Here is a 20,710-nt window from a genome sequence, read left to right as displayed (position 1 = left end):
CCAGCCAGATTCTTATGCAATCAATCGATGCCCTTGCGGCACGTCGCGCGCTGTTGCGTCCGTTCGTGCTGCTTTTCTTCGTGCTGATGTCGTGGTTTGTCGCGCCGCATGCGCGCGCCGAGACTGACTGTCCGTCGCTGTACATAGCAGTCGGCGCATATCCCGCAGATCCACTGTGTCCGATACAAGCGTCGACCGCTAGCTTCGGTATGGGCAGCTATAACTGCGCGGACCCGACCGTCATCGCTACCTACTGTAGCGGTCCCTCAAACGGCACCACGGATGAACCGCTGTCGCCCGACGAAACCGTCATCCTCGATGGTGACGGAACGGGCGGAGAGTCCGGTGATGCGGGCGGATGCTCAGGAGACGCCTCGGCGGGTTGCGGCAGCAGCACCTCGGGTGGCGATCCGGTCAGGTTGTACACGGGCCAGTTCCATCTGGTCAGCCACGACCTGCATGTGGCCGACACCATCGCGCTGGATCTGGCACGCGTGTACCGCAGCAGCGCCTACGATACGTCGGGCAGACCGATGGCCGGCGCCTTTGGCGTGGGCGCGACGTTCAATTACGACCAGTACCTGACGTTCAGCGCCGCCGATTCTAACGGCGTGCGACCCCTCGTCCAGCTGTACTTGCCGAGCGGCATCCGTATTCCGTTCACGGCGCGAGTCGGCACGACCACGGTCTGGGACAACCTGACGAGCCCGGGGGATTACTTCAAGGCCACGCTCAGCAACAGCGGCGGCAGCCGGGTGCTGACACTGCGTGACGGCCGCGTGCTGCGCTTCACGATGGCGGCCGGGGTCTACCGTCTGGGTAGCGTGCAGGACCGCAACGGCAATACGGTGACGATCGTGCGCAATGGCAAAACCGGTGCTGTCATGAGCGTTACCGGCCCGAATGGCCGCGCGCTGACGTTCACTTCCGTGGTAGGCGCACGTGGCACGCCGCTCGTCTCACGCGTGACCGATCCGCTAGATCGCCAGGTCAATTACGAGTACGACGGCCAGGACCGCCTCACGCAAGTGACGGACACGGGCGGCGGTGTATGGAAATACGGCTGGGACAGCAAATCGCGCCTTGTAACGGTCACGGACCCGGAAGGCAACCTCCAGGTCACGAACACCTATGACGAGAAAGACCGCATCGCTTTCCAGAAACTGGCCGACGACAGCACCTTCAGGTTTGCGTACACGGTCGCTAACGGCAAGGTCACGCAAACCGAAGTAACCGACCGACGCGGCAGCATTCGGCGCCTCGAGTTCGACGCGAGCGGACGGGTGGTGCGGAACACCTATCCAGCCGGCCAGCCGATCCAGCAGGTGCAGACCTACACATACGACACGACGGGCCGGGTGACGAACCTCACCACCGGTGAGCGCCAGTACATCTACGGTTACGACGCGAACGGCAACCGCATCAGCGAGGCCGATCAGTCCGGCACGCTGGTCACGCGCACGTTCGACAGCTACAGCCAGTTGCTGACCGACGCTCAGGCCGGCGACCCGCAGCGGGGCGTGGCTACGGTCTACACCTACGACGCGGGGGGCAATCTCCTGACGATCACCGATCGGCTGGGCAACCGCACGACGCTGACGAACGATGGCCAGGGGCGTCTGCTGACCGTAACTGACGCGCTCAAAGGTGTCACGCGATACACCTACACAGGCGCGGACCTGACGAGCGCCACCGATCCATTGAACCGCACCACCCAGTACACGACGGACGCAGCTGGCCGCGTGACGGCGGTGCAGGATCCGCTGGGCAATAAGACGAAGCGCACGGTTGACGCGCTCGGCCGCACCACGGACATCACCGATGCACTGGGCGGCGTGACCCGTTTCACATGGGACCGCAATGGCCGCCTGCTGAGTCAGGCGGATCCGAAGGGTGTGACGACGCGTTACGCCTACAACGCGGTCGGCCTGCCGACGAGCAAAACCGATCCGCTGGGTCACAGCGAGACGTACACGTGGAACAGCGCTGGACAACTGGCGTCCGTGACCGATCGCATGGATCAGACGAGGACGTATGGCTATGACGCGGCCGGTCGCCTGGACACCGTCTATTTCATGCCGACCGGAAATCCGCACGGCAAGCCTGTACGTAACTGGAGCTATGGCCGGGATGCGTATGGCAGGTTGCAGACGACGATTGATACCGGTATCAATCAGTCTCCGGCGTCGACGTATCGTTACTACGATAGCGTGACAGGCTACTTCAACGGGTGGTTTGAGCAGGGCAGCCAGCAGGGACGCTGTGGTTACGCTACGCGAGTGACAGTCGCGACCTGTCGCGCATCGAGATGAACGATGCGACGGTGGACTACAGCCGCGACGCCGAACACCGGGTCACGCAGATCCAGTATCAGGTTAATGGCGAGGCACCGCGCACGTTCGGCTATGCGTACGACGCGCTGGGCCGGCGCAGCCAGGCGACGCTGGCCAACGGTATCACGGCGACTTACACGTGGGACGCGGCCAGCCAGCTGACGGGGATCACGTACAAACGCGCCGACGGCAGCGTGCTGGGTGACCTGACGTACGGCTACGATCTGGGCGGGCGTCGTACGAAGGCGGGCGGGAGCCTCGGCAAGGTGGACCTGCCGCAGGCGGTAAACGACGCACAGTACAACGCGGCGAACCAGCTCACGCGCTGGTCGGGCAGGACGTTGGCCTATGACCTTAACGGCAACCTGAGCAGTGATGGCGTGAACCGGTACAGCTGGAACCCGCAGGGCCTGCTGGCCGGAATTACGGGTGGCGTGACGGCAAGCTTCAGCTATGACATCTACGGTCATCGCCGGGACCAGACGGTCAATGGTCACCGGACGCAGTCGTTCTGGATCGGCGATGAACTGAACTTGACGATTGTCGATGGCGACTACGCGCATCGCATGCGCCAGTTCTCGCCGTATCCGGAGAGCGGGCTGGACGAGTTGACGTACCGGCGGATCGGAGACGATGCGAGCCAGGACCGGTATGTTCTGCGCGACGCGAACACCAATGTGATTGCGCTGACGGATGCGAATCAGCAGAGTCAGACGCAGTACCGGTACGAGCCGTTCGGTGCGACGGTGCAGACCGGTCCGGCCGACCCGAATCCGCAGCAATTCACTGGGCGGGAGAATGATGGGACGGGGTTGTACTACTATCGGAGTCGGTACTACAGTCCGCAGACTGGTAGGTTTATCAGTGAAGATCCGATCGGCTGGGCGAGTGGGCAGACGAATGCGTATGCTTATGTCAACGGGAATCCGGTGCAGTTCACGGACCCTACCGGTGAAGCTAGCATTACCTTCGGCCATGGAGCACGACATCTTGCCGATACGGGGCTTTCGGCACAGTGTGTTGAAGGTGCGATATCTGCGCAGGTACAGCCACTGCTACCGCAAACCAGCATCGGCGCTGGCTTTTGGGGAACGGTAGTTGTTGACGGTACGAGAATCCAGTATCGAGGGATGCCTATCAACGGCGGCGTACATATAGGAACATATTTCCCATGGTGACTCCTGGCTATCGAGAGCCTACAACGCACGAGCGAGAACTGATGGATTTACTCGTTGCTCCCGATTTCCCGGGGGTAGAGGAGATCCGGGAGCAGCTAGGGTCGTGCAATGTGCGCGAGATCGATGATGAAGGTAGCCTTGGTTTGCAGATAAAAAACGCTGTAACGGCGTCGGTTATTGCCAGGGTGCCGGTTGAACTATATGCACCGGATACAGATGGTTTCGACGTGCATGTTCTGCTGCATGTGATCGACGGGATATGCCAGGAGATCGAAATTTATAAGGACACTCCCGGACCTATAAGGAAACTGCCAGAGAGATGGAATTACTTTGTGCCATCGTCTGGCGGGTCGAATCCTTGAAATTGCCTGATGCATCACAGAAGGGGCCGCATTCGCGGCCCCTTCTGTATTTAAAGCGGCGTAATGATGAGCTTCTGGTGTTCGACGGTGATACGCACGCGTGATCCGGGTTCAAAGCCGGCGGTCTCGATCCACCGTCCGGAGAGCTTCATCCACGGAAAGGTGGGCGGCTCCTTGCGCAGATGGGAGGGCATGCGTGCCTCCTTCTGGTAGCGCCAGGATTCCTGGATGGTGACAGACCGTTCGGTGACGGGTGGCGGTGGTGCTTTATGATTGGCGTCAGCCATGATCGACTCTCCTGATAAGAGTGGGTGGTGGTCAGCGGGCGGTGAGTGTTGGTAGCACTCATCGCCCGCGCTCATTTACGGCGTTACGTCACCGTCTTTACTGCTGCGCCTGCGCGAGCACGGCTTCGAGCATCTGCGCGACGAACTGCTGCTTCGCTTTGGGCAGTTGCGCAATGGCTTCGATGTGCTTCTGCCATCTGGGCATGGGGCCGCGTTTGCGAGGTGAGCTATCGGGCTCGCCGAACAACTCCTCCAGCGAAACCGACAGGGTTCGCGCCACGACCGGCAGCGCCGAGACCGGAATGCGCCTGCGCCCTACCTCATACGACTGATAGGTCTGCTGGGACACGCCAAGCGTCTCGGCGAGCTTGACCTGCGTGATGTTGCGCGTCTTGCGGAACTGGGTGATGCGTTCGCCCAGGGCGACAAAAAAAGCACGCTCGTCGTCGGAGATAGACATGGCTGATGTCGGCACTTCATGTATGAGGACAGCCACAAGATACCCCGGGTTCTACAAAACAATGTCCAGTATACTTCAAAACGAAGTATACTGGGTTGTAAGTTATTTTTATGAAAACCCCCTTGACAGGGTTTTAGCCAAAGGACGGTTTGATGGCCCGTATCCCCGAATCCGAGCTTGAGCGCATGAAGGCCGAGGTGTCGGTGGAGCAGCTCGTGCGCGCGCACGGCATCGGGCTCGTGAAGTCGGGACGCGACTGGCGCGGGCGCTGTCCGTTCCATGAGGACAGCACGCCGTCGCTGGTGGTGACGCCTTCGAAGAACCTGTGGCACTGCTTCGGCTGCGGGCTCGGCGGTGGTCCGGTGGACTGGGCGATGAAGGCGAACGGGATCTCGTTCCGGCATGCGGTGGAGCTGCTGCGCGAGGGGATTCCTGCCCTGGCGGCCAGGGCGGGTGAGCGCACGACGGTGCGCGCGCTGGAGTCGCCGGTGTCGGTGGAGGTGGATGATGCTGCGCTGCTCGATCAGGTGGTGGACTATTACCACCAGACCCTGAAGAGTTCGCCCGAGGCGCCGGCGTACCTGGAGAAACGCGGGATTGCGGCGGCGGTGGAACCGTTCCGGCTGGGGTACGTTCCCATACACACCGGTCCCTCCACCGCCCGGCGCAGGGTCAAACACACCGTCCTGGGTTTCTCCGCCGTGGGGTGCTCAGGGGGCAAGCGACTGGATCAGGGATACCGTTGGCGGGATATTCTCGAACGGTGACGCCGATGATCCTGTTGTTTATCCGAACAATCCGCAAGAATCGCCGGGGAGCTTTGAGCCTATTCGTGGAACGCGCGGAAAAAAATGTCTTGATGATGGTTCTGTTTGGGAGAAAGACACGTCGAGCCATGGCGGAGACCAATGGAAGCGCTGGAAGAACGAGAAAGACTGGAGCAAAGGAAGGACGCCAAATAGTATTTGGCCTGATGGACGCATTCGAAAATGAGAGAGGTCGTAATGGTGTCGTTCAGATTCAATGACTTGCTAAGACGCGCTCTCCTCGAATGGCCCGAGGTAGTCGACCTGAGCGTGTTGGTTCGACACGATCCACTATCAGATCGCTATTCAGTTAAAGGCTTGTACGATTTGTCTGATGCGAGAGAGGCGCACTATATCGGTTCGACAGAAGAAATTATCATGCGCAACCTACACAACTCGATCTTCGGGGTGTTGCACGAAGTCGCGTTGTGCGTCAGTCGAATAAGGCCGATCGATCTTAGGGAAGATGCGGTTCGCGTTCGATTTGAAAGGCATTTAAAGAATTGCATGGAGATGCCGGAGCTTCGGTTCTTGCCTGCTGACATCGAATTGGGCAAGCGCTACTTTGCTGAGAACGGCACGGAGGCGTAGGTTCGTCCCAGTTCGTTCGCTTTGAGGCTATCAAACAGCCGACACCAGAAGGGCCGCTTTGCGGCCCTTCTGCATTTAAAGCGGCGTAATGATGAGTTTCTGGTGCTCGACGGTGATACGCACGCGCTGTCCGGGCTCGAACCCGGCGGTCTCGATCCATCGCCCGGAGAGCTTCATCCACGGAAAGGTGGGCGGCTCCTTGCGCAGATGGGAGGGCATGCGTGCCTCCTTCTGGTAGCGCCAGGATTCCTGGATGGTGACAGACCGTTCGGTGACGGGTGGCGGTGGTGCTTTATGATTGGCGTCAGCCATGATCGACTCTCCTGATAAGAGTGGGTGGTGGTCAGCGGGCGGTGAGTGTTGGTAGCACTCATCGCCCGCGCTCGTTTACGGCGTTACGTCACCGTCTTTACTGCTGCGCCTGCGCGAGCACGGCTTCGAGCATCCGCGCGACGAACTGCTGCTTCGCTTTGGGCAGTTGCGCAATGGCTTCGATGTGCTTCTGCCATCTGGGCATGGGGCCGCGTTTGCGAGGTGAGCTATCGGGCTCGCCGAACAACTCCTCCAGCGAAACCGACAGGGTTCGCGCCACGACCGGCAGCGCCGAGACCGGAATGCGCCTGCGCCCTACCTCATACGACTGATAGGTCTGCTGGGACACGCCAAGCGTCTCGGCGAGCTTGACCTGCGTGATGTTGCGCGTCTTGCGGAACTGGGTGATGCGTTCGCCCAGGGCGACAAAAAAAGCACGCTCGTCGTCGGAGATAGACATGGCTGATGTCGGCACTTCATGTATGAGGACAGCCACAAGATACCCCGAGTTCTACAAAACAATGTCCAGTATACTTCAAAACGAAGTATACTGGGTTGTAAGTTATTTTTATGAAAACCCCCTTGACAGGGTTTTAGCCAAAGGACGGTTTGATGGCCCGTATCCCCGAATCCGAGCTTGAGCGCATGAAGGCCGAGGTGTCGGTGGAGCAGCTCGTGCGCGCGCACGGCATCGGGCTCGTGAAGTCGGGACGCGACTGGCGCGGGCGCTGTCCGTTCCATGAGGACGGCACGCCGTCGCTGGTGGTGACGCCTTCGAAGAACCTGTGGCACTGCTTCGGCTGCGGGCTCGGCGGTGGTCCGGTGGACTGGGCGATGAAGGCGAACGGGATCTCGTTCCGGCATGCGGTGGAGCTGCTGCGCGAGGGGATTCCTGCCCTGGCGGCCAGGGCGGGTGAGCGCACGACGGTGCGCGCGCTGGAGTCGCCGGTGTCGGTGGAGGTGGATGATGCTGCGCTGCTCGATCAGGTGGTGGACTATTACCACCAGACCCTGAAGAGTTCGCCCGAGGCGCTGGCGTACCTGGAGAAACGCGGGATTGCGGCGGCGGTGGAACCGTTCCGGCTGGGGTATGCGAACCGGACGCTGGGGCTGCGGCTGCCGGAAAAGAACCGTGTGGCGGGCGAGGCGATCCGCACGCGGTTGCAGCGGATCGGGGTGATCCGCGAGAGCGGCCATGAGCACCTGAACGGGTGCATCGTGTTCGGCTGGCGTGACGAAGCGGGACACATTGCGGGCCCGTACGGGCGCAAGATCGTGGAGAACCAGGCGCGCAACCTGCCGAAGCATCTGTATCTGCCGGGACCGCATCGTGGGGTGTTCAACGCGGAGGGTTTGCGTGGGCAGCGGGAAGTGATCGTGTGTGAATCGGTCATCGACGCGCTGACGTTCTGGTGTGCGGGGTATCAGAACGTGACGGCCGCGTTCGGTGCGGACGGGTTCACGGAGGATCACCTGGCGCTGTTCAGGGCGCAGGGCGTTGAGCGGGTGATCATCGCGTACGACCGGGATGCGGCGGGCGATGCCGGCGCGCAGAAGCTGGCGCAGCGGCTCACGGTCGAGGGGATCGGATGCTACCGGGTGCAGTTCCCGCATGGGCTGGATGCGAATGAATACGCGCTGAAGGTGACGCCAGCGGCGAAGAGCCTGGGTGTGCTGGTGCGGCGCGCGCAGTGGCTCGGCAATGGGGCGGCGCCTGTGCGTGAGGTGGTGGTGCCCGCGCCTTCGCTAGCGGCATTGCCTCAGGCGGAGGTGGCTCCGTTACCGCGTAACGCTGAACCGCCTCCTTCTTTAGCCGCTAAAGAGAGCGTGCTGTCCGCGAGCGTTGAGCCGGCCACGCCGGCATTCGATATCCCGTGCGAGGTGAGCGCAGCGGAAATCGTGTTCACGCTGGATCCGGTGCGCTACCGTGTGCGCGGGTTCGATGCGAGGGCGAAGGCGACGGCGGGGGTGCTGAAGGTGAATGTGCTGGCGAGCGTGGGCGAGCGGTTCCACGTCGACACGTTCGACCTGTACCACGCGAAGGCGCGGGCGAACTACATCGCGCGGGCGGCGGCGGAGTTGCGGCTGACCGACGATGTGGTGAAGGCGGACCTCGGACGGGTGCTGCTGAAACTGGAAATGTTGCAGGCCGCGGCCGATGCGCCGGCGGCCGGCGCGCAGATGACGGCCGATGAGGAGCGCGAGGCGCTCGAACTGCTACGCACGCCGGCGCTGCTGGAGCGGATCGTGTTGGACTTCGCGGCGTGTGGGGTGGTGGGCGAGGAGACGAACAAGCTCGTGGGGTATCTAGCGGCGGTGTCGCGCAAACTCGACACGCCGCTGGCCGTGGTGATCCAGAGCTCGAGCGCGGCGGGCAAGAGTTCACTGATGGATGCGGTGCTGGCGTTCGTGCCGGAAGAGGAGCGGATCAAGTACTCGGCGATGACGGGGCAGAGCCTCTTTTACATGGGCGAGACGAACCTGAAGCACAAGGTGCTGGCGATCTGCGAGGAGGAAGGGGCGAGCCGCGCGGCGTATGCACTGAAGCTGCTGCAAAGCGATGGTGAACTGACGATTGCATCGACGGGCAAGGATGCGCAGACGGGCAACCTGGTGACGCAGGAATATCGTGTCGAGGGTCCGGTGTCGATCATGCTGACGACGACGGCGATCGAGATTGACGAGGAGCTATTGAACCGCTGCCTGATCCTGACGGTCGACGAGGGCCGCGAGCAGACCGAAGCGATTCACCGGCTGCAGCGTCACAAGCGGACACTCGACGGGTTGAAGCTGAAGGCGCAGAAGGAGCGCGTGCTGTCGTTACACCGTAACGCGCAGCGGTTGCTCAAACCGCTGGCCGTGGTGAATCCGTATGCAGACCAGTTGACGTTCCAGTCGGAGCGCACGCGCATGCGCCGCGACCATGAAAAATACCTGACGCTGATCGACACGATTGCGTTGTTGCACCAGTACCAGCGGGAAGTGAAAACGGTGCATCACGCGGGCGCGGAGCTGGCGTACATCGAGGTGACGGCGAACGACATTGCGAGCGCGAATGCACTGGTGCATGAGGTACTCGGGCGCTCACTCGATGAGTTGCCGCCGGTGACGCGGCGGGTGCTGGAAGAGATTGCCCAGGCGGTGAAGGGCAAGCCGTTGCCGCGTGCGTCGGTGCGCTTCAGCCGGCGCGAGGTGCGGGAGTGGACGGGGCTCGGTGACACGCCGCTGCGCAAGCACCTTGAACGGCTGGTCGAACTGGAATACCTGCTGACGCACCGCGGCCAGCGTGGGCAGAGCTTCGAATACGAACTGATGTATGACGGTGACGGCAGCAACGCGACGCACCTGGCGGGTTTGCTGGATGTGACTACGATTGGCAGTTCGCCCCCCGGTGAAGGTGAGTTCGCTCCCGGTTCGCTCCGCCAGAACTCCCCTTCTGCTCCCCCATTGCTCCCTGTGCAAAACCGCGCAGATTCAGGCGGTGAAAGGCCGTGCGGCGATGAGTCGGGAAACGAAGCAGAACTGCACGTCTACGGGAATAAAAAACCGGATGTGGCAGTGCGTACGTCGTACCAGCGGGAGCCGATGTGATGGAAAGCGGTGAAGTAGTGCGACGCAGGAAGCGCAAGCTGCGGAAGAAGCGCAGCGACGCGGTGCACACGCCTGAGCACGTGGAGAGCGCGCTGATGGTGTTTGTTAAAGGGTATCTGGACTGGCTGGCGGTGACGGGTCGCACGGAGCAGACGGTGCGCAGCCGGTTCGTGGCGCTGGAGCGGTTCGTGCGATGGTGCGCAGAGCGCAGCCTGAGCCGTCCGCAGGAGCTCACACGTTCGGTGCTGGAAGCCTATCAACGACACCTTTACCTGTACCGCAAGCAGGACGGCAAGCCGCTGACGATCCGCACGCAGCAGACGATGCTCACGCCGCTGCGCGGGTGGTGCCGGTGGCTCTCGCGCGAGCGGCACGTGCAATACAACGCGGCGGCGGAGCTGGTGCTGCCGCGCGCGCCGAAACTGCTGCCGAAGGTGGTGCTGTCGGTGGCGCAGGTCGAGCGGCTGATGGACCAGCCGGACGTGGGCGGACTGACGGGCGCGCGTGATCGTGCGATCCTCGAGGTGCTGTACAGCACGGGGATGCGGCGTATGGAGCTGATCGGGCTGACGGTCTCCGACATCGATCTGTCCGGCGGCACGGTGATGATCCGGCAGGGCAAGGGCCGGCGGGACCGGTATATCCCGCTGGGGGAGCGGGCGTGCTACTGGGTGGAGTGGTACTGCGACCGGATACGGCCATCGCTCGCGGTGAGGGCCGACGAGTGGACGCTGTTCCTGACGGACTACGGCGAGCCGTTCGGCAAGGGGCGGCTGTCTGACCTGGTGAAGCGGTACATGGAGAGGGCGGGCATCCGCGAGGGGGCGTGTCACGTGCTGCGGCATGCGTGTGCGACGCACATGCTTGAGAACGGCGCGGATATCCGGTTCATCCAGGCGCTGCTGGGCCATGCGGATCTGTCGAGCACGCAGATCTATACGCAGGTGGCGATCGGCAAGCTGAAGGAGATCCATGCGGCGACGCATCCGGCGAAGCTGGAGCGTGATGCGCTCTCCCTGCTAGCTGCTATCGGGGCCGAAGCGGACGGGGACGTGGAGTAAGGGAGTGCGGGCCTGGCGGCCCGATGGTGAAGAAGGTCCAGCGGCCTGCGGCCGGAGGCAACGAGGAGCGGGGGTAAATGTTGGGCCGGCTGCGCCGTCCCAACATTAAACATAACGCCCGGAAATTAGCACCGTTTGGCGGGCCGGCCTCGCTCCACCTGTCCCGTCTGCCGGCCCGCCAAACGGTGCTAATTTGCGTTATGTCTTGCGCCCCCGGCCCGGCCGGGTGCGCGAAGCGCACAGCAATACATCAGGGCCGCTGTGCGGCCAGTCACCTGGTACACGCAACAGCCAGGCATGGCGCTACGCGCAAGACAAAGTCAGGGGCCGCGAGGCGGCCAGTGAATGGAGTGGGCCCCGCCCACCCGTCGGTCTGTTGCGCGCGGGCTGCGGCCGCGGTGCGGCCTTCGCGCCGAGCTCGCAGCCTGCCTCCCGTCCGCCCCCATGGGGCTCCCCAAAGTGAAGAACGAAAAGGCGCAAAGCGTGCTTCGCATGCGGTGCAAGCCGCCATGTCGTCTTGCACCGCATGTCCGAGCGTAGAACCCCGGTGGCCGTCAAGGCTGCCCTTCGGCGCGCGGTGCGCGGCCTTGACGGGGTAAGCGTGCGCGGTCGGGCATGCGCCGTTACCGCGTAACGAAGGCTTGCGCGTTTCTGGCGCAGTGGAGCACGACGGCCCGGTTCCGCCGGGTTTGCCGTCGCGCTGCGCGCGCCGTCAAACCCGGCGGGCGACAGCAACGTTATCCATCCGGCCAGGTGTCGTTACGCGGTAACGCCTGGCATGCTGGAGTTACTGCGTAACGATCAATGAGGAGGCTTCATGGCAATGAGTGGTGCAGAACGGCAGGCGGCATATCGTGAACGGCATCTGAAGGATGAAAACGGCAAGGGCGAGCGGCTGAGCCTGGTAATTGACCTGCATGCGAAGCGGGCACTGGAACGGGTGGCTGCGTGTTACGGCGTCACGCAGCGGGCGATGCTGGAGCGGCTGCTGGTGCAGGCCGAAGAGGCGGCGCTCAGGCGGGCGGGGAAGCTACCCAAAGGGCAGGCTGATTACTACGCTGGCCGGCTGAATCTGGATATCTGAGGCGTTACGCGGTAACGCCGGCCATGCGCCTGTTACCGCGTAACGACCCTGAAGTCACACTTGTTTCGAGATACGAATCAATCGAGAATCGCGTCTGGAAAAAATTCTCTGGCCGGCGAAGTCGATACACGTCAAAGCCTTGCCGGCTAAGGGAAAGCGGCCCGTGTGAGGGCGGATTCGTGTCGGGACGTTTGTTTACTATCGGAATCGGTATTACAGCCCGCAAACCGGCAGGTTCATCAGCGAAGACCCCATAGGCTGGGCCAGTGGGCAGACGAACGCGTATGCTTACGTGGGTGGGAACCCGGTGCAGTTCAGCGATCCGATGGGGTTGCAGGCAATTCCGCTTCCTGCACCCCCTCCACTGGCTGGGCCGAGTTGCAGTCCGGGCTCAGGAGGGGTTCCGAAATGGTTTAACGATCTCTTTGACGGGTCGACCTTTAACAGGCCAAGTAAAACGCCGAATAAGGGCGAGCCAGGGTCGGTTCACGTAAATCCGGGCAGTGGGCAGGAGCGAGGTTATGGTGCTGACGGATGGCCGGATTGGGATGTTGACTGGGACCAGCACCATGGTCCGAATACGCCTGTGCCGCACGGGCATGACTGGGGGCGTAAGGAGAATGGCGATCCCTCGCGCGGAGATCCCGTCCCTATTCATGGTCCGTGGCAACCGAAATGATGGACGGAAAAATGGATATCGGTAATGTTTCCTACAACGACTTCTCCCTGCACGATGCAGAAATAGTCTCAATCGGCATGGATCGAGGTACCTCGGTATACAGGATCGGCTTGTTGCGTGTGACGGGACAACTTTGCACAGTCGAGTTATTCGGCGTTAAAGCATTTCGCGCCGAAGACTTCGTGTTGCAAAACGTAGTAAGCCGAGTGCTAAGGTCCACCGCACGACAATTTTCGACGGAGGAGATCGATTACTGGGTGACTTGGGCTACCAGCTTTTCCGACACCGACTCCTGGTTGAAACCTGACTCTAAACACCATTGGTTAGCGGACTTCAATGATGGGAGGCTGGAGCTAGTTCTTTTCGAGCCATCGATCGGGGCGCAGATTGCCGTGGTCTGCAATCGGCTGCTATTTCGACCGTCCGCGTCTGAACACGCTCGGGCAGATAGCGCCTAGTCCAGAAGGACCCCAAAGCGCTGCCCCTCGAATTGGTGGATTTGGAGTTTGGGCTACCTATGGTCAATCGAGGAGCGTGGGTGCGTTCCGCCAAATGCAACTACGACGCGGTCGCCCAACTGTGGACAGTGACACGCTGTTGCAGTACCGATGTATTACTATCGCAATAGGTATTACAACCCGGCCACAGCACGATTCATCAGTGAGGATCCGGTTGGGTGGGCGAGTGGGCAGACGAATGCGTATGCTTATGTCAACGGGAATCCGGTTCAGTCCAGAGATCCGTTCGGCCTCGCAAAAGTGATGCCAGGAGGGCTTATCGATGACGGTGCATCTTGCAAGCCGTTGATCCCCCCGCCAAACATTGACGATAACGGCTGCATGGCGACAGGTGGCGGCGTCAGTATTTGTATCGCTCCGGGTACTGTGCGAACCGTTGCTGGCATTCTTGCAGAGCAATTGGCGCTTGATGCGGCAAAAGCCGGAGCAGGCGGACGTGCTTTATGATTGGCATCAGCCATGATCAACTCCTGGTGTGAGTTGGTGGTGGTCAGCGGGCGGTGAGTGTTGGCGAACCCACCCAAGTAAGTCCGGAGAGGCGGAAGGGTTTTGCTCACCTAGGGGCGGTGACGAATGGGTCAAAAATCCGAACGGAAGAGGGTATGGCTGGCGTGGGAAGGCCGGGCGCGTGTGGGTTCCGACTGGACCACATAACCCAAGCAAAGGGGAGTCACACCGGGGGTCACATTCAGACGTCGAAACGCCCGGTGGTGACTACGAGAATATCTTTCCTGGTGGAGCACGTCGTCGATGAATGGATCGCCAACAACGGTGGAACTTGAAGCAACAGGTGTGCGGTATTTTTCCAGAGGTGACGAGGACGCATTTTTTGCACGGCTTAACAGGCTACCGTGCGTGGTGCGATACGAAGGGCATCTCCGCACCGTGTATATCACTGTCAATCCAACTGCAGTCGATCAAGAGGGTCTCCGCGAACTACTTGCGTTGTTTCGTCGATACGGGGTTGGCCTTTGGCAGCTTGCCGTATTGGATCGCAGTGAGTTTAGTGATTGGTTTCGAAATAAGCAGGCCTTCTGGTACGACGAGATCTTTGGCTAAATTATCTTAGTCAGCGTTCGTTGTGAGTATCCAAGCTGTGTAGGGGTGCGAACGCGAATGACGGGAGGTTTGCGTTCGCTGAACAGGGAGTAGGTGTGAGAAATATACAGATCATCGATGGTGCAGTTAATTGCGTGTACGACATATTTTCGGCAACAGACGAAGAGTTCGACTTGATTTTTCCGCCTGGTCAGGACGTGGCATTCATTGATGATATATATCAATCGGGGGATCCGGACGAGTTGGACGAAGCATTTAAAAGAATTTGGCGCCGTCGGATAAGGAAAGTGGACGCTCAAGGCATACACGGAATGATTTTTTACGAGTTGGAAGAAAAGAAAGATTTCTACCCTACTCGTAGGGACGAAGAAGCGATTAACCCGGATGGAACATTTCTACGAAACCAATCCTGAGTTGCAGTGATGGGGAACGAGGTGGATCACCTGTATGAATGGCTAGGGGGCTCGCGCGAGGAGCCGGGCGTCCTTACTCGTCGTGGCCCCGAAAACCATGACAGACGGGAGCGCATCGATGATTGATTTCTCTGGTTTCGTGGAGGCGCATGTCACTAGGATCACCTTTACTGAGGACGATAAGGGCGTCAGCATTTTTTTCCGCGGACAAGCCAGGCAGCGTTTCACTCTGGTTGCGGAAGGAGTGGATCGCTTTGTTGCTGATGAATTCCGCGAGCAGAACATTGTTGACAGAGTTCATCTGTGGGATTCGGCGAGTGAGCCGAATGACTATCGGGATTCGCTAGCGCTTCTGTTGTCCGGAGTGAGTGGTGACCAGAGGGATGAGGCAGTCTGGTTACCGGTGATTGAGCGCGAAGTGGTTGCGATCGAACGAGCGGAAAAAGTGTTCGTCGAAATCGAGCTTGTATACGGTGGATGGATTGTTCTTCTTGCGAAGAGCGTAGCCATAAACAGGTAGATGTGTTTGGGGATGAAGTCGTGACAGAGGGGCCGCGTTTCGCGGCCCCTCTGTATTTAAAGCGGCGTAACGATGAGCCACTGGTGTTCGGCGATGATACGCACGCGAGATCGTGGTTCAAAGCCGGCGGTCTCGATCCATCGTCCGGAGAGCTTCATCCACGGAAAGAGGGGCCGCTGGACCCACTCCTTATTGCGCTTTGAAACCCGCCGACCACTTCATCGCCGGCAGCTCGACCAGCCGGTAGAACACATAAGCCACCGGCACGGCCACCAGCATATAGCCGAACGACGGCCAGATCGACATCTGCAGCGACGAGCGGAACAGGATCGACGACAGCAGCACGAAGATCGGCAGATGGATCAGATACAACGAAAAGCTGAAGTCGCCGAAGCGCGACAGCAGTCGCACACCCGGAGTATCAACATTGCGCCGCTCCAGCGCCTTGTACAGATAGAACGCGAATCCTATCGCCCAGAACTGGAATGCACCGTACTGCCCGAAATGGAATGCCGCGCAACCGAGCGCGATGAACGCCGCGGCGAGCACGTAGACCCAGCCCGGCGAGGGGCGCGCATCCGGAGCAGTACGGACCTTCGCATCTGCAATCCATGCGCCTAGCGTCCACGAAAACCAATACGACGTAAAGAACTGGATATCGTGGCGCTCCAGCACATAGGCGGAGACGATATTGACTACCGCGACGATCGCCAGCACGGAAGTCATGCCCAAACGCCGGCGTACCGCGAACAACAGCGGATAAATCGCATAAAACTGCACTTCGAGCGATAGCGTCCAGAGCGCGCCGTTCGACCCATACGTGTGACCCGCCACGCCTTGCAGCGAAAACAGATTGACGAGGAACGCCTGCAGACCGATCTCGCGGATCTTGTGATTGACCGGCGGCAACTGCAAGCTGACCCAGTCGAGTGCCAACGTCAGCACAAGCGCCGCGAGCAATACCGGATAAATGCGTGCGAAACGGCGTACCCAAAAATTGCCGGTGTCGAGCCGGTAGTCGGAATTGTTTGCAAGACGCAGCGCGCCGCCGCGATGAATGCAATAGCCGCTGATCACGAAGAAAATCGGCACACCGGCCGAGCCCCACGCAATCGGGAACGTCAGATAGGCGGCAATCGTACTCAGACTGAAAGAATGGCCGACGCTTTGATGAAAGGTCTGCATGCCGACCCATTCCACCTGACGGCAATGAAAATACGCGACCAGCAACGCGGCGAAGCCCCGCATCGCGTCGATCACATGTTCCTTGCCGGCGCTGTCGGCGCGCGCTTCGCTCTGCGCGCGCGGCGCGGCGGCCGGTCGTGACGGGGAGAGGGGCAGGGATGAGCCGGCGGCATCCAGTGCTGAGTCGCTCATGCGCGGTCCTTAATCTGACGGAGGAAAAAGCTTATTTCGGGTGCACTGCACGCGCCCGCGGTGCATCACATGCTAGTGCACCGCAGCGGCAAAAAATCGATAAAAAATTACCTCGCGCATCGAATTAAATGGCGATTTTGTGACGAATTGTAATTACGTATAAGCACGTGCTACAGCGAATTATTTGCCGGTTTTGTCGTGCTAATTTAAGGCACAGATTCTCTTGACCCGAGGTGAAGTCATGAACCTGCATCTACTCGCCGGCATTGCCGTGCTGCTCATCCTGGTCGGTGCCTCCGCCTACCGCGAAGCACTGCGCAACGAGCCGATCCGCCGTTTTCGCATCAACCCGGCCAAGCTGCCCCAGCTCGACGAGAATGAATGAGCGCTGCCGCATAGCGCCTGAGCGCGGCCGCAATTCGCTGCCCGCCGCACTCAGGCGCTGTCCGCGCTCCGTTTTGCCGGATACGTAAAATTTTCGGAATTACCGAAAATAATTCACTCAAGATACGTAATTGTTTCCTGAAACTTTCATGATCCTTTAATATTGAAAGCTAATCGAATTATTTGCCGGAATCGATAAGAATTCACGCGTGAAACGGATTAATTTTTTTTGTTAGTCTTTTCGGCGGCATCGATTGGCCGCGAGGCCCGCGACACACTAATTTCTAACCGATGTGGGAATGCCTACCATGCTGAAAGTCACCAAAGCCGTGTTTCCCGTAGCGGGCCTCGGGACACGATTCCTGCCGGCTACCAAAGCAAGCCCTAAGGAAATGCTGCCGATCGTCGACAAGCCGCTGATTCAATACGCGGTTGAAGAAGCGATTGCCGCCGGCATCACCGAGATGATCTTCGTGACGGGCCGCAGCAAGCGCGCGATCGAAGATCATTTCGACAAATCCTACGAGATCGAAGCGGAACTCGAAGCGCGCAACAAGCAGAAGCTGCTCGACCTCGTACGGAGCATCAAGCCGGCCAACGTCGACTGCTTCTATGTGCGCCAGGCCGAAGCGCTCGGTCTGGGCCATGCGGTGCTGTGCGCCGAGAAACTGGTGGGCGAGAGTCCGTTCGCCGTGATTCTGGCTGACGACTTGCTGCACAGCTCGAAGCCGGTGATGAGCCAACTCGTCGACACCTTCAACCACTATCACAGCTCGGTGATCGGCGTCGAAACCATTGCGCGCGAAGACAGCCGCTCGTACGGCGTCGTGGATGGCCGCGAGTGGGAAGACAATGTCATCAAGCTATCGGGTATCGTCGAAAAACCGGCGCCGGATAAGGCGCCGTCGAACCTCGGCGTGGTGGGGCGCTACGTGCTGATGCCGACCATCTTCAAGCATATCCGCGCGTTGAAGCCGGGTGCAGGCGGTGAATTGCAATTGACCGATGCGGTGCAGTCGCTGCTGACCGAAGAGCAGGTGCTTGCCTATCGCTACTTCGGCACGCGCTTCGATTGCGGCAGCAAGCTGGGCTATCTGAAGGCGACGGTGGAATTCGCGCTGCGTCATCCGGAAGTGAAGGCGGATTTCGAGGCGTATCTGCAAACGTATCTACAGGCGAATATGCAGGCCAGTGTACCGGCCCGGTACACGGCTGAAGCGGCTTAAGGTGACTTAAGGCGGCTTCGGCGGCAGGACGCCGCACATGCTTCAGCCGAAGCAACGCGCAGTACTACCGCGCAAATCAAAACGGGCGCCGCATGATGCGGCGCCCGTTTTTCTTATCGGCCTCTACCCGGGCGAGCCCGAAAGATCATCGAGCCTTATACCCAGGCCGCGGCTCAATAAGCCCTTACTGCTCCTGCTTCACTTCCAGCCGGAACTTGTGCAGCAGCGGTTCCGTATAGCCGCTCGGCTGCTGGCGTCCTTCGAACACCAGCGCTTGCGCGGCCTTGAACGCGATCGTGTCGAAGCCCGGTGCCATGGGTTTGTAGTGCGGGTCGCCCGCGTTCTGCTCGTCGACCACCTTCGCCATACGCTTGAAGGTCTCTTCGACCAGCTCGCGCGTCACCACACCGTGATACAGCCAGTTGGCGATGTGCTGGCTGGAAATACGCAGCGTGGCACGGTCTTCCATCAGGCCGACGTTGTGAATGTCCAGTACCTTCGAGCAACCCACGCCCTGGTCGATCCAGCGCACCACGTAACCGAGAATGCCCTGCGCGTTGTTGTCGACTTCGCTGCGAATCTCGTCCGCGCTCCACTTCGCCGATTCGACGACCGGAATCGTCAGCAGGCCGTCGAGCAGTTCGTCGCGCACCTTCGAGTAATCCGTGCGTTCGAGTTCCTGCTGAACCGCCTGCACGTCGACTTGATGGTAATGCATCGCATGCAGCGTCGCGGCGGTCGGCGAGGGCACCCATGCGGTATTCGCACCGGCCTTCGGATGCGCGATCTTCTGTTCGAGCATCGCGTGCATCAGGTCGGGCATCGCCCACATGCCCTTGCCGATCTGCGAGCGGCCACGCAGGCCCGCGCTCAAACCGACCAGCACGTTGCTGCGTTCATACGCGGCAATCCATGCGCTCGACTTCATGTCGCCCTTGCGCATCATCGGGCCGGCTTGCATCGCCGTGTGCATTTCGTCGCCGGTACGGTCGAGGAAACCCGTGTTGATGAACGCGACACGTTGCGATGCTTCACCGATACACGCGAGCAGGTTGACGGAGGTGCGGCGCTCCTCGTCCATGATGCCCATCTTGATCGTGTTGCGCGGCAGCTTGAGCAGATCTTCGACGCGCGCGAACAGCTCGCTCGCGAACGCGACTTCGGCCGGGCCGTGCATTTTCGGCTTCACGATATAGATCGAGCCGGTGCGCGAATTCAGCTTGTGCTTGCGGTCGTGCAGCGCGCACAGCGAAGTGATGACGGCGTCGAGAATGCCTTCCGGAATCTCCTGGCCATCTTTGGTGAGCACGGCCGGATTCGTCATCAAATGACCGACGTTGCGGATAAACAGCAGCGAGCGGCCATGCAGCACGACCGGCGCGGTGCCGTTTGCGGCTGTGTATACGCGATCGGCATTCAGACGGCGGGTGAAAGTCTTGCCGTTCTTCGTGACTTCTTCGGTCAGGTCGCCGTTCATCAGGCCGAGCCAGTTGCGATAGAGCTGGACCTTGTCGCCGGCATCGACGGCGGCAACCGAGTCTTCGCAGTCGATGATCGTGCTCACCGCGGCTTCGACCAGTACGTCCTTCACGCGCGCCGAATCGGTCTTGCCGATCGAATCGTTCGCGTCGATCTGGATTTCGAAATGCAGGCCGTTGTGCTTCAGCAGCACGGCCGACGGCGCGCTCGCTTCGCCCTGATAGCCGATGAATTGCGCCGGCGCCTTCAGTTCGGTCTTGCCGTTCTTTAGCGTGACGATGAGCTTGCCGGCTTCGACGCTATACAGCGTGGCGTCGACGTGCGAGCCGTTCGCGAGCGGGGCGGCCTGATCGAGAAACTTGCGGGCATAAGCGATCACCGCGGCGCCGCGCACCGGATTGAAGGCCTTCTGCTTTTCGGCGCCGTTGGTCTCGGGGATCGCATCGGTGCCGTACAGCGCGTCGTACAGGCTGCCCCAACGCGCGTTGGCGGCGTTGAGCGCATAGCGCTGATTCGACAGCGGCACGACGAGTTGCGGGCCGGCCTGTTCGGCGATTTCGGTGTCCACCTGGTCGGTCGTGGCTTTGACGCTTGCCGGCGCCGGCACGATGTAGCCGATGCCTTCGAGGAAGGCGCGGTACGCGCGCAGGTCGCGCACCGGACCCGGATTGGCGCGGTGCCAGTTGTCGAGTTCGGTTTGCAGGCGGTCGCGCTCGGCCAGCAGCGCACGGTTCCTGGGCGCCAGCTCGTGCACGAGGGCGTCGAAACCTGACCAGAATGCGGCGCTGTCGAGTCCGGTGCCGGGCAGGGCTTCGGTTTCGACGAACTGGTCGAGGTTGGCAGCGACTTGCAGTCCGCCGCGCGTGTTCATCTGAGTCATCAACTGCTCCATCTGAATGGGACCGATGAGGGGGCATCGGTCCGCGTTGTGTTCGTTATTGTGCTGCGAATCTATTGCCGCCGCTTCGAACGCAATCTGAACGAAAAATA

Annotated in this window: 23 protein-coding genes and 1 pseudogene; 17 read left to right on the top strand and 7 right to left on the bottom strand. The window is 60.5% G+C overall.

Annotation, left to right across the window (positions count from 1 at the left end; all coding sequences use genetic code 11):
• The first annotated feature begins 14 nt into the window (after positions 1 to 14).
• Genes P0D84_RS10090 through P0D84_RS10080 form a run of 3 tightly spaced genes read left to right on the top strand, consistent with a single transcriptional unit; the run spans position 15 to position 3,873 of the window.
• A complete protein-coding gene (locus P0D84_RS10090) occupies positions 15 to 2,312 on the top strand; it encodes a DUF6531 domain-containing protein (RefSeq protein WP_408335608.1) in 2,298 nt (765 codons plus the stop codon).
• On the top strand, positions 2,309 to 3,511 hold the full coding sequence (locus tag P0D84_RS10085; RefSeq protein WP_408335605.1) for an RHS repeat-associated core domain-containing protein: 1,203 nt from the start codon (positions 2,309 to 2,311) through the stop codon (positions 3,509 to 3,511). Before P0D84_RS10090 ends, P0D84_RS10085 begins: the two co-directional genes overlap by 4 nt.
• A complete protein-coding gene (locus tag P0D84_RS10080) occupies positions 3,505 to 3,873 on the top strand; it encodes a DUF6984 family protein (RefSeq protein WP_407947507.1) in 369 nt (122 codons plus the stop codon). The genes P0D84_RS10085 and P0D84_RS10080 overlap by 7 nt, the downstream gene beginning before the upstream one ends.
• Positions 3,874 to 3,923: 50 nt before the next feature.
• On the opposite strand, the gene P0D84_RS10075 is transcribed toward P0D84_RS10080, so the two are convergent.
• Both P0D84_RS10075 and P0D84_RS10070 read right to left on the bottom strand, forming a co-directional pair.
• Entirely contained in the window at positions 3,924 to 4,160 is a 237-nt protein-coding gene (locus tag P0D84_RS10075; RefSeq protein WP_408335601.1) for a SymE family type I addiction module toxin, read from the bottom strand.
• A 97-nt stretch (positions 4,161 to 4,257) separates the two neighbouring features.
• Complete coding sequence (locus tag P0D84_RS10070; RefSeq protein ID WP_408335598.1) at positions 4,258 to 4,620, bottom strand: helix-turn-helix domain-containing protein; 363 nt, start codon at positions 4,618 to 4,620, stop codon at positions 4,258 to 4,260.
• 152 nt (positions 4,621 to 4,772) lie between these two features.
• Here P0D84_RS10070 and P0D84_RS10065 point away from each other — a divergent pair, with 152 nt between their 5' ends.
• Entirely contained in the window at positions 4,773 to 5,387 is a 615-nt protein-coding gene (locus tag P0D84_RS10065; protein WP_408335595.1) for a CHC2 zinc finger domain-containing protein, read from the top strand.
• Between the two features lie 222 nt (positions 5,388 to 5,609).
• Positions 5,610 to 6,017, top strand: a complete 408-nt coding sequence (locus P0D84_RS10060) for a hypothetical protein (RefSeq protein WP_408335592.1) — start codon at positions 5,610 to 5,612, stop codon at positions 6,015 to 6,017.
• A 75-nt stretch (positions 6,018 to 6,092) separates the two neighbouring features.
• On the opposite strand, the gene P0D84_RS10055 is transcribed toward P0D84_RS10060, so the two are convergent.
• Both P0D84_RS10055 and P0D84_RS10050 read right to left on the bottom strand, forming a co-directional pair.
• A complete protein-coding gene (locus P0D84_RS10055) occupies positions 6,093 to 6,329 on the bottom strand; it encodes a SymE family type I addiction module toxin (RefSeq protein WP_408335589.1) in 237 nt (78 codons plus the stop codon).
• A 97-nt stretch (positions 6,330 to 6,426) separates the two neighbouring features.
• Positions 6,427 to 6,789, bottom strand: coding sequence for a helix-turn-helix domain-containing protein (locus P0D84_RS10050; RefSeq protein WP_408335586.1), 363 nt, complete (start codon positions 6,787 to 6,789; stop codon positions 6,427 to 6,429).
• A 152-nt stretch (positions 6,790 to 6,941) separates the two neighbouring features.
• On the opposite strand from P0D84_RS10050, the gene P0D84_RS10045 reads away from it, so the two are divergent.
• The 10 genes from P0D84_RS10045 (at position 6,942) to P0D84_RS10000 (ending at position 15,254) form a co-directional block, all read left to right on the top strand.
• A complete protein-coding gene (locus P0D84_RS10045; RefSeq protein ID WP_408335583.1) occupies positions 6,942 to 9,920 on the top strand; it encodes a CHC2 zinc finger domain-containing protein in 2,979 nt (992 codons plus the stop codon).
• Positions 9,920 to 10,981 carry a site-specific tyrosine recombinase XerC gene (xerC, locus tag P0D84_RS10040; RefSeq protein ID WP_408335580.1) on the top strand — a complete coding sequence of 354 codons (1,062 nt, stop codon included), beginning with the start codon at positions 9,920 to 9,922 and terminating at the stop codon, positions 10,979 to 10,981. The genes P0D84_RS10045 and xerC overlap by 1 nt, the downstream gene beginning before the upstream one ends.
• Positions 10,982 to 11,798: 817 nt before the next feature.
• A complete protein-coding gene (locus P0D84_RS10035; RefSeq protein ID WP_408335577.1) occupies positions 11,799 to 12,065 on the top strand; it encodes a hypothetical protein in 267 nt (88 codons plus the stop codon).
• Positions 12,066 to 12,240: 175 nt separating this feature from the next.
• Positions 12,241 to 12,744 carry an RHS repeat-associated core domain-containing protein gene (locus tag P0D84_RS10030; RefSeq protein ID WP_408339756.1) on the top strand — a complete coding sequence of 168 codons (504 nt, stop codon included), beginning with the start codon at positions 12,241 to 12,243 and terminating at the stop codon, positions 12,742 to 12,744.
• Positions 12,741 to 13,202, top strand: a complete 462-nt coding sequence (locus tag P0D84_RS10025; RefSeq protein WP_074300754.1) for a hypothetical protein — start codon at positions 12,741 to 12,743, stop codon at positions 13,200 to 13,202. Before P0D84_RS10030 ends, P0D84_RS10025 begins: the two co-directional genes overlap by 4 nt.
• 150 nt (positions 13,203 to 13,352) lie before the next feature.
• Positions 13,353 to 13,709, top strand: coding sequence for an RHS repeat-associated core domain-containing protein (locus P0D84_RS10020; RefSeq protein WP_408335574.1), 357 nt, complete (start codon positions 13,353 to 13,355; stop codon positions 13,707 to 13,709).
• Positions 13,710 to 13,737: 28 nt separating this feature from the next.
• Complete coding sequence (locus P0D84_RS10015; protein WP_408335571.1) at positions 13,738 to 14,016, top strand: polymorphic toxin type 37 domain-containing protein; 279 nt, start codon at positions 13,738 to 13,740, stop codon at positions 14,014 to 14,016.
• Positions 14,013 to 14,321 carry a hypothetical protein gene (locus P0D84_RS10010; RefSeq protein ID WP_408335568.1) on the top strand — a complete coding sequence of 103 codons (309 nt, stop codon included), beginning with the start codon at positions 14,013 to 14,015 and terminating at the stop codon, positions 14,319 to 14,321. The genes P0D84_RS10015 and P0D84_RS10010 overlap by 4 nt, the downstream gene beginning before the upstream one ends.
• Before the next feature lie 95 nt (positions 14,322 to 14,416).
• Entirely contained in the window at positions 14,417 to 14,734 is a 318-nt protein-coding gene (locus P0D84_RS10005; RefSeq protein WP_408335565.1) for a DUF8220 family protein, read from the top strand.
• A 118-nt stretch (positions 14,735 to 14,852) separates the two neighbouring features.
• Complete coding sequence (locus P0D84_RS10000) at positions 14,853 to 15,254, top strand: hypothetical protein (RefSeq protein WP_408335562.1); 402 nt, start codon at positions 14,853 to 14,855, stop codon at positions 15,252 to 15,254.
• Positions 15,255 to 15,310: 56 nt separating this feature from the next.
• Here P0D84_RS10000 and P0D84_RS09995 read toward each other — a convergent pair.
• Together P0D84_RS09995 and P0D84_RS09990 are read right to left on the bottom strand one after the other, a co-directional pair.
• A pseudogene (locus P0D84_RS09995) lies at positions 15,311 to 15,421 on the bottom strand (SymE family type I addiction module toxin); the annotation flags it as partial.
• Between the two features lie 22 nt (positions 15,422 to 15,443).
• On the bottom strand, positions 15,444 to 16,631 hold the full coding sequence (locus tag P0D84_RS09990) for an acyltransferase family protein (RefSeq protein WP_408335559.1): 1,188 nt from the start codon (positions 16,629 to 16,631) through the stop codon (positions 15,444 to 15,446).
• A gap of 241 nt (positions 16,632 to 16,872) precedes the next feature.
• Between P0D84_RS09990 and P0D84_RS09985 the strand changes: the two genes are divergently transcribed.
• Both P0D84_RS09985 and galU read left to right on the top strand, forming a co-directional pair.
• On the top strand, positions 16,873 to 17,016 hold the full coding sequence (locus tag P0D84_RS09985) for a hypothetical protein (protein ID WP_408335556.1): 144 nt from the start codon (positions 16,873 to 16,875) through the stop codon (positions 17,014 to 17,016).
• A 307-nt stretch (positions 17,017 to 17,323) separates the two neighbouring features.
• The gene (gene galU / locus P0D84_RS09980; RefSeq protein WP_408335553.1) at positions 17,324 to 18,241 is read left to right on the top strand and encodes a UTP--glucose-1-phosphate uridylyltransferase GalU; all 918 of its coding nucleotides are present in this window, start codon (positions 17,324 to 17,326) and stop codon (positions 18,239 to 18,241) included.
• 184 nt (positions 18,242 to 18,425) lie between these two features.
• Here galU and P0D84_RS09975 read toward each other — a convergent pair whose 3' ends face one another.
• On the bottom strand, positions 18,426 to 20,600 hold the full coding sequence (locus P0D84_RS09975; protein WP_408335550.1) for a malate synthase G: 2,175 nt from the start codon (positions 20,598 to 20,600) through the stop codon (positions 18,426 to 18,428).
• Positions 20,601 to 20,710 lie beyond the last annotated feature (110 nt).

This window comes from Paraburkholderia sp. RL17-337-BIB-A (genome assembly GCF_046025895.1).
Lineage (GTDB): Bacteria > Pseudomonadota > Gammaproteobacteria > Burkholderiales > Burkholderiaceae > Paraburkholderia > Paraburkholderia fungorum_C.
The sequence above is the reverse complement of the archived record's forward strand: the minus strand, read 5'-3'. Positions and strand labels throughout refer to the sequence as shown.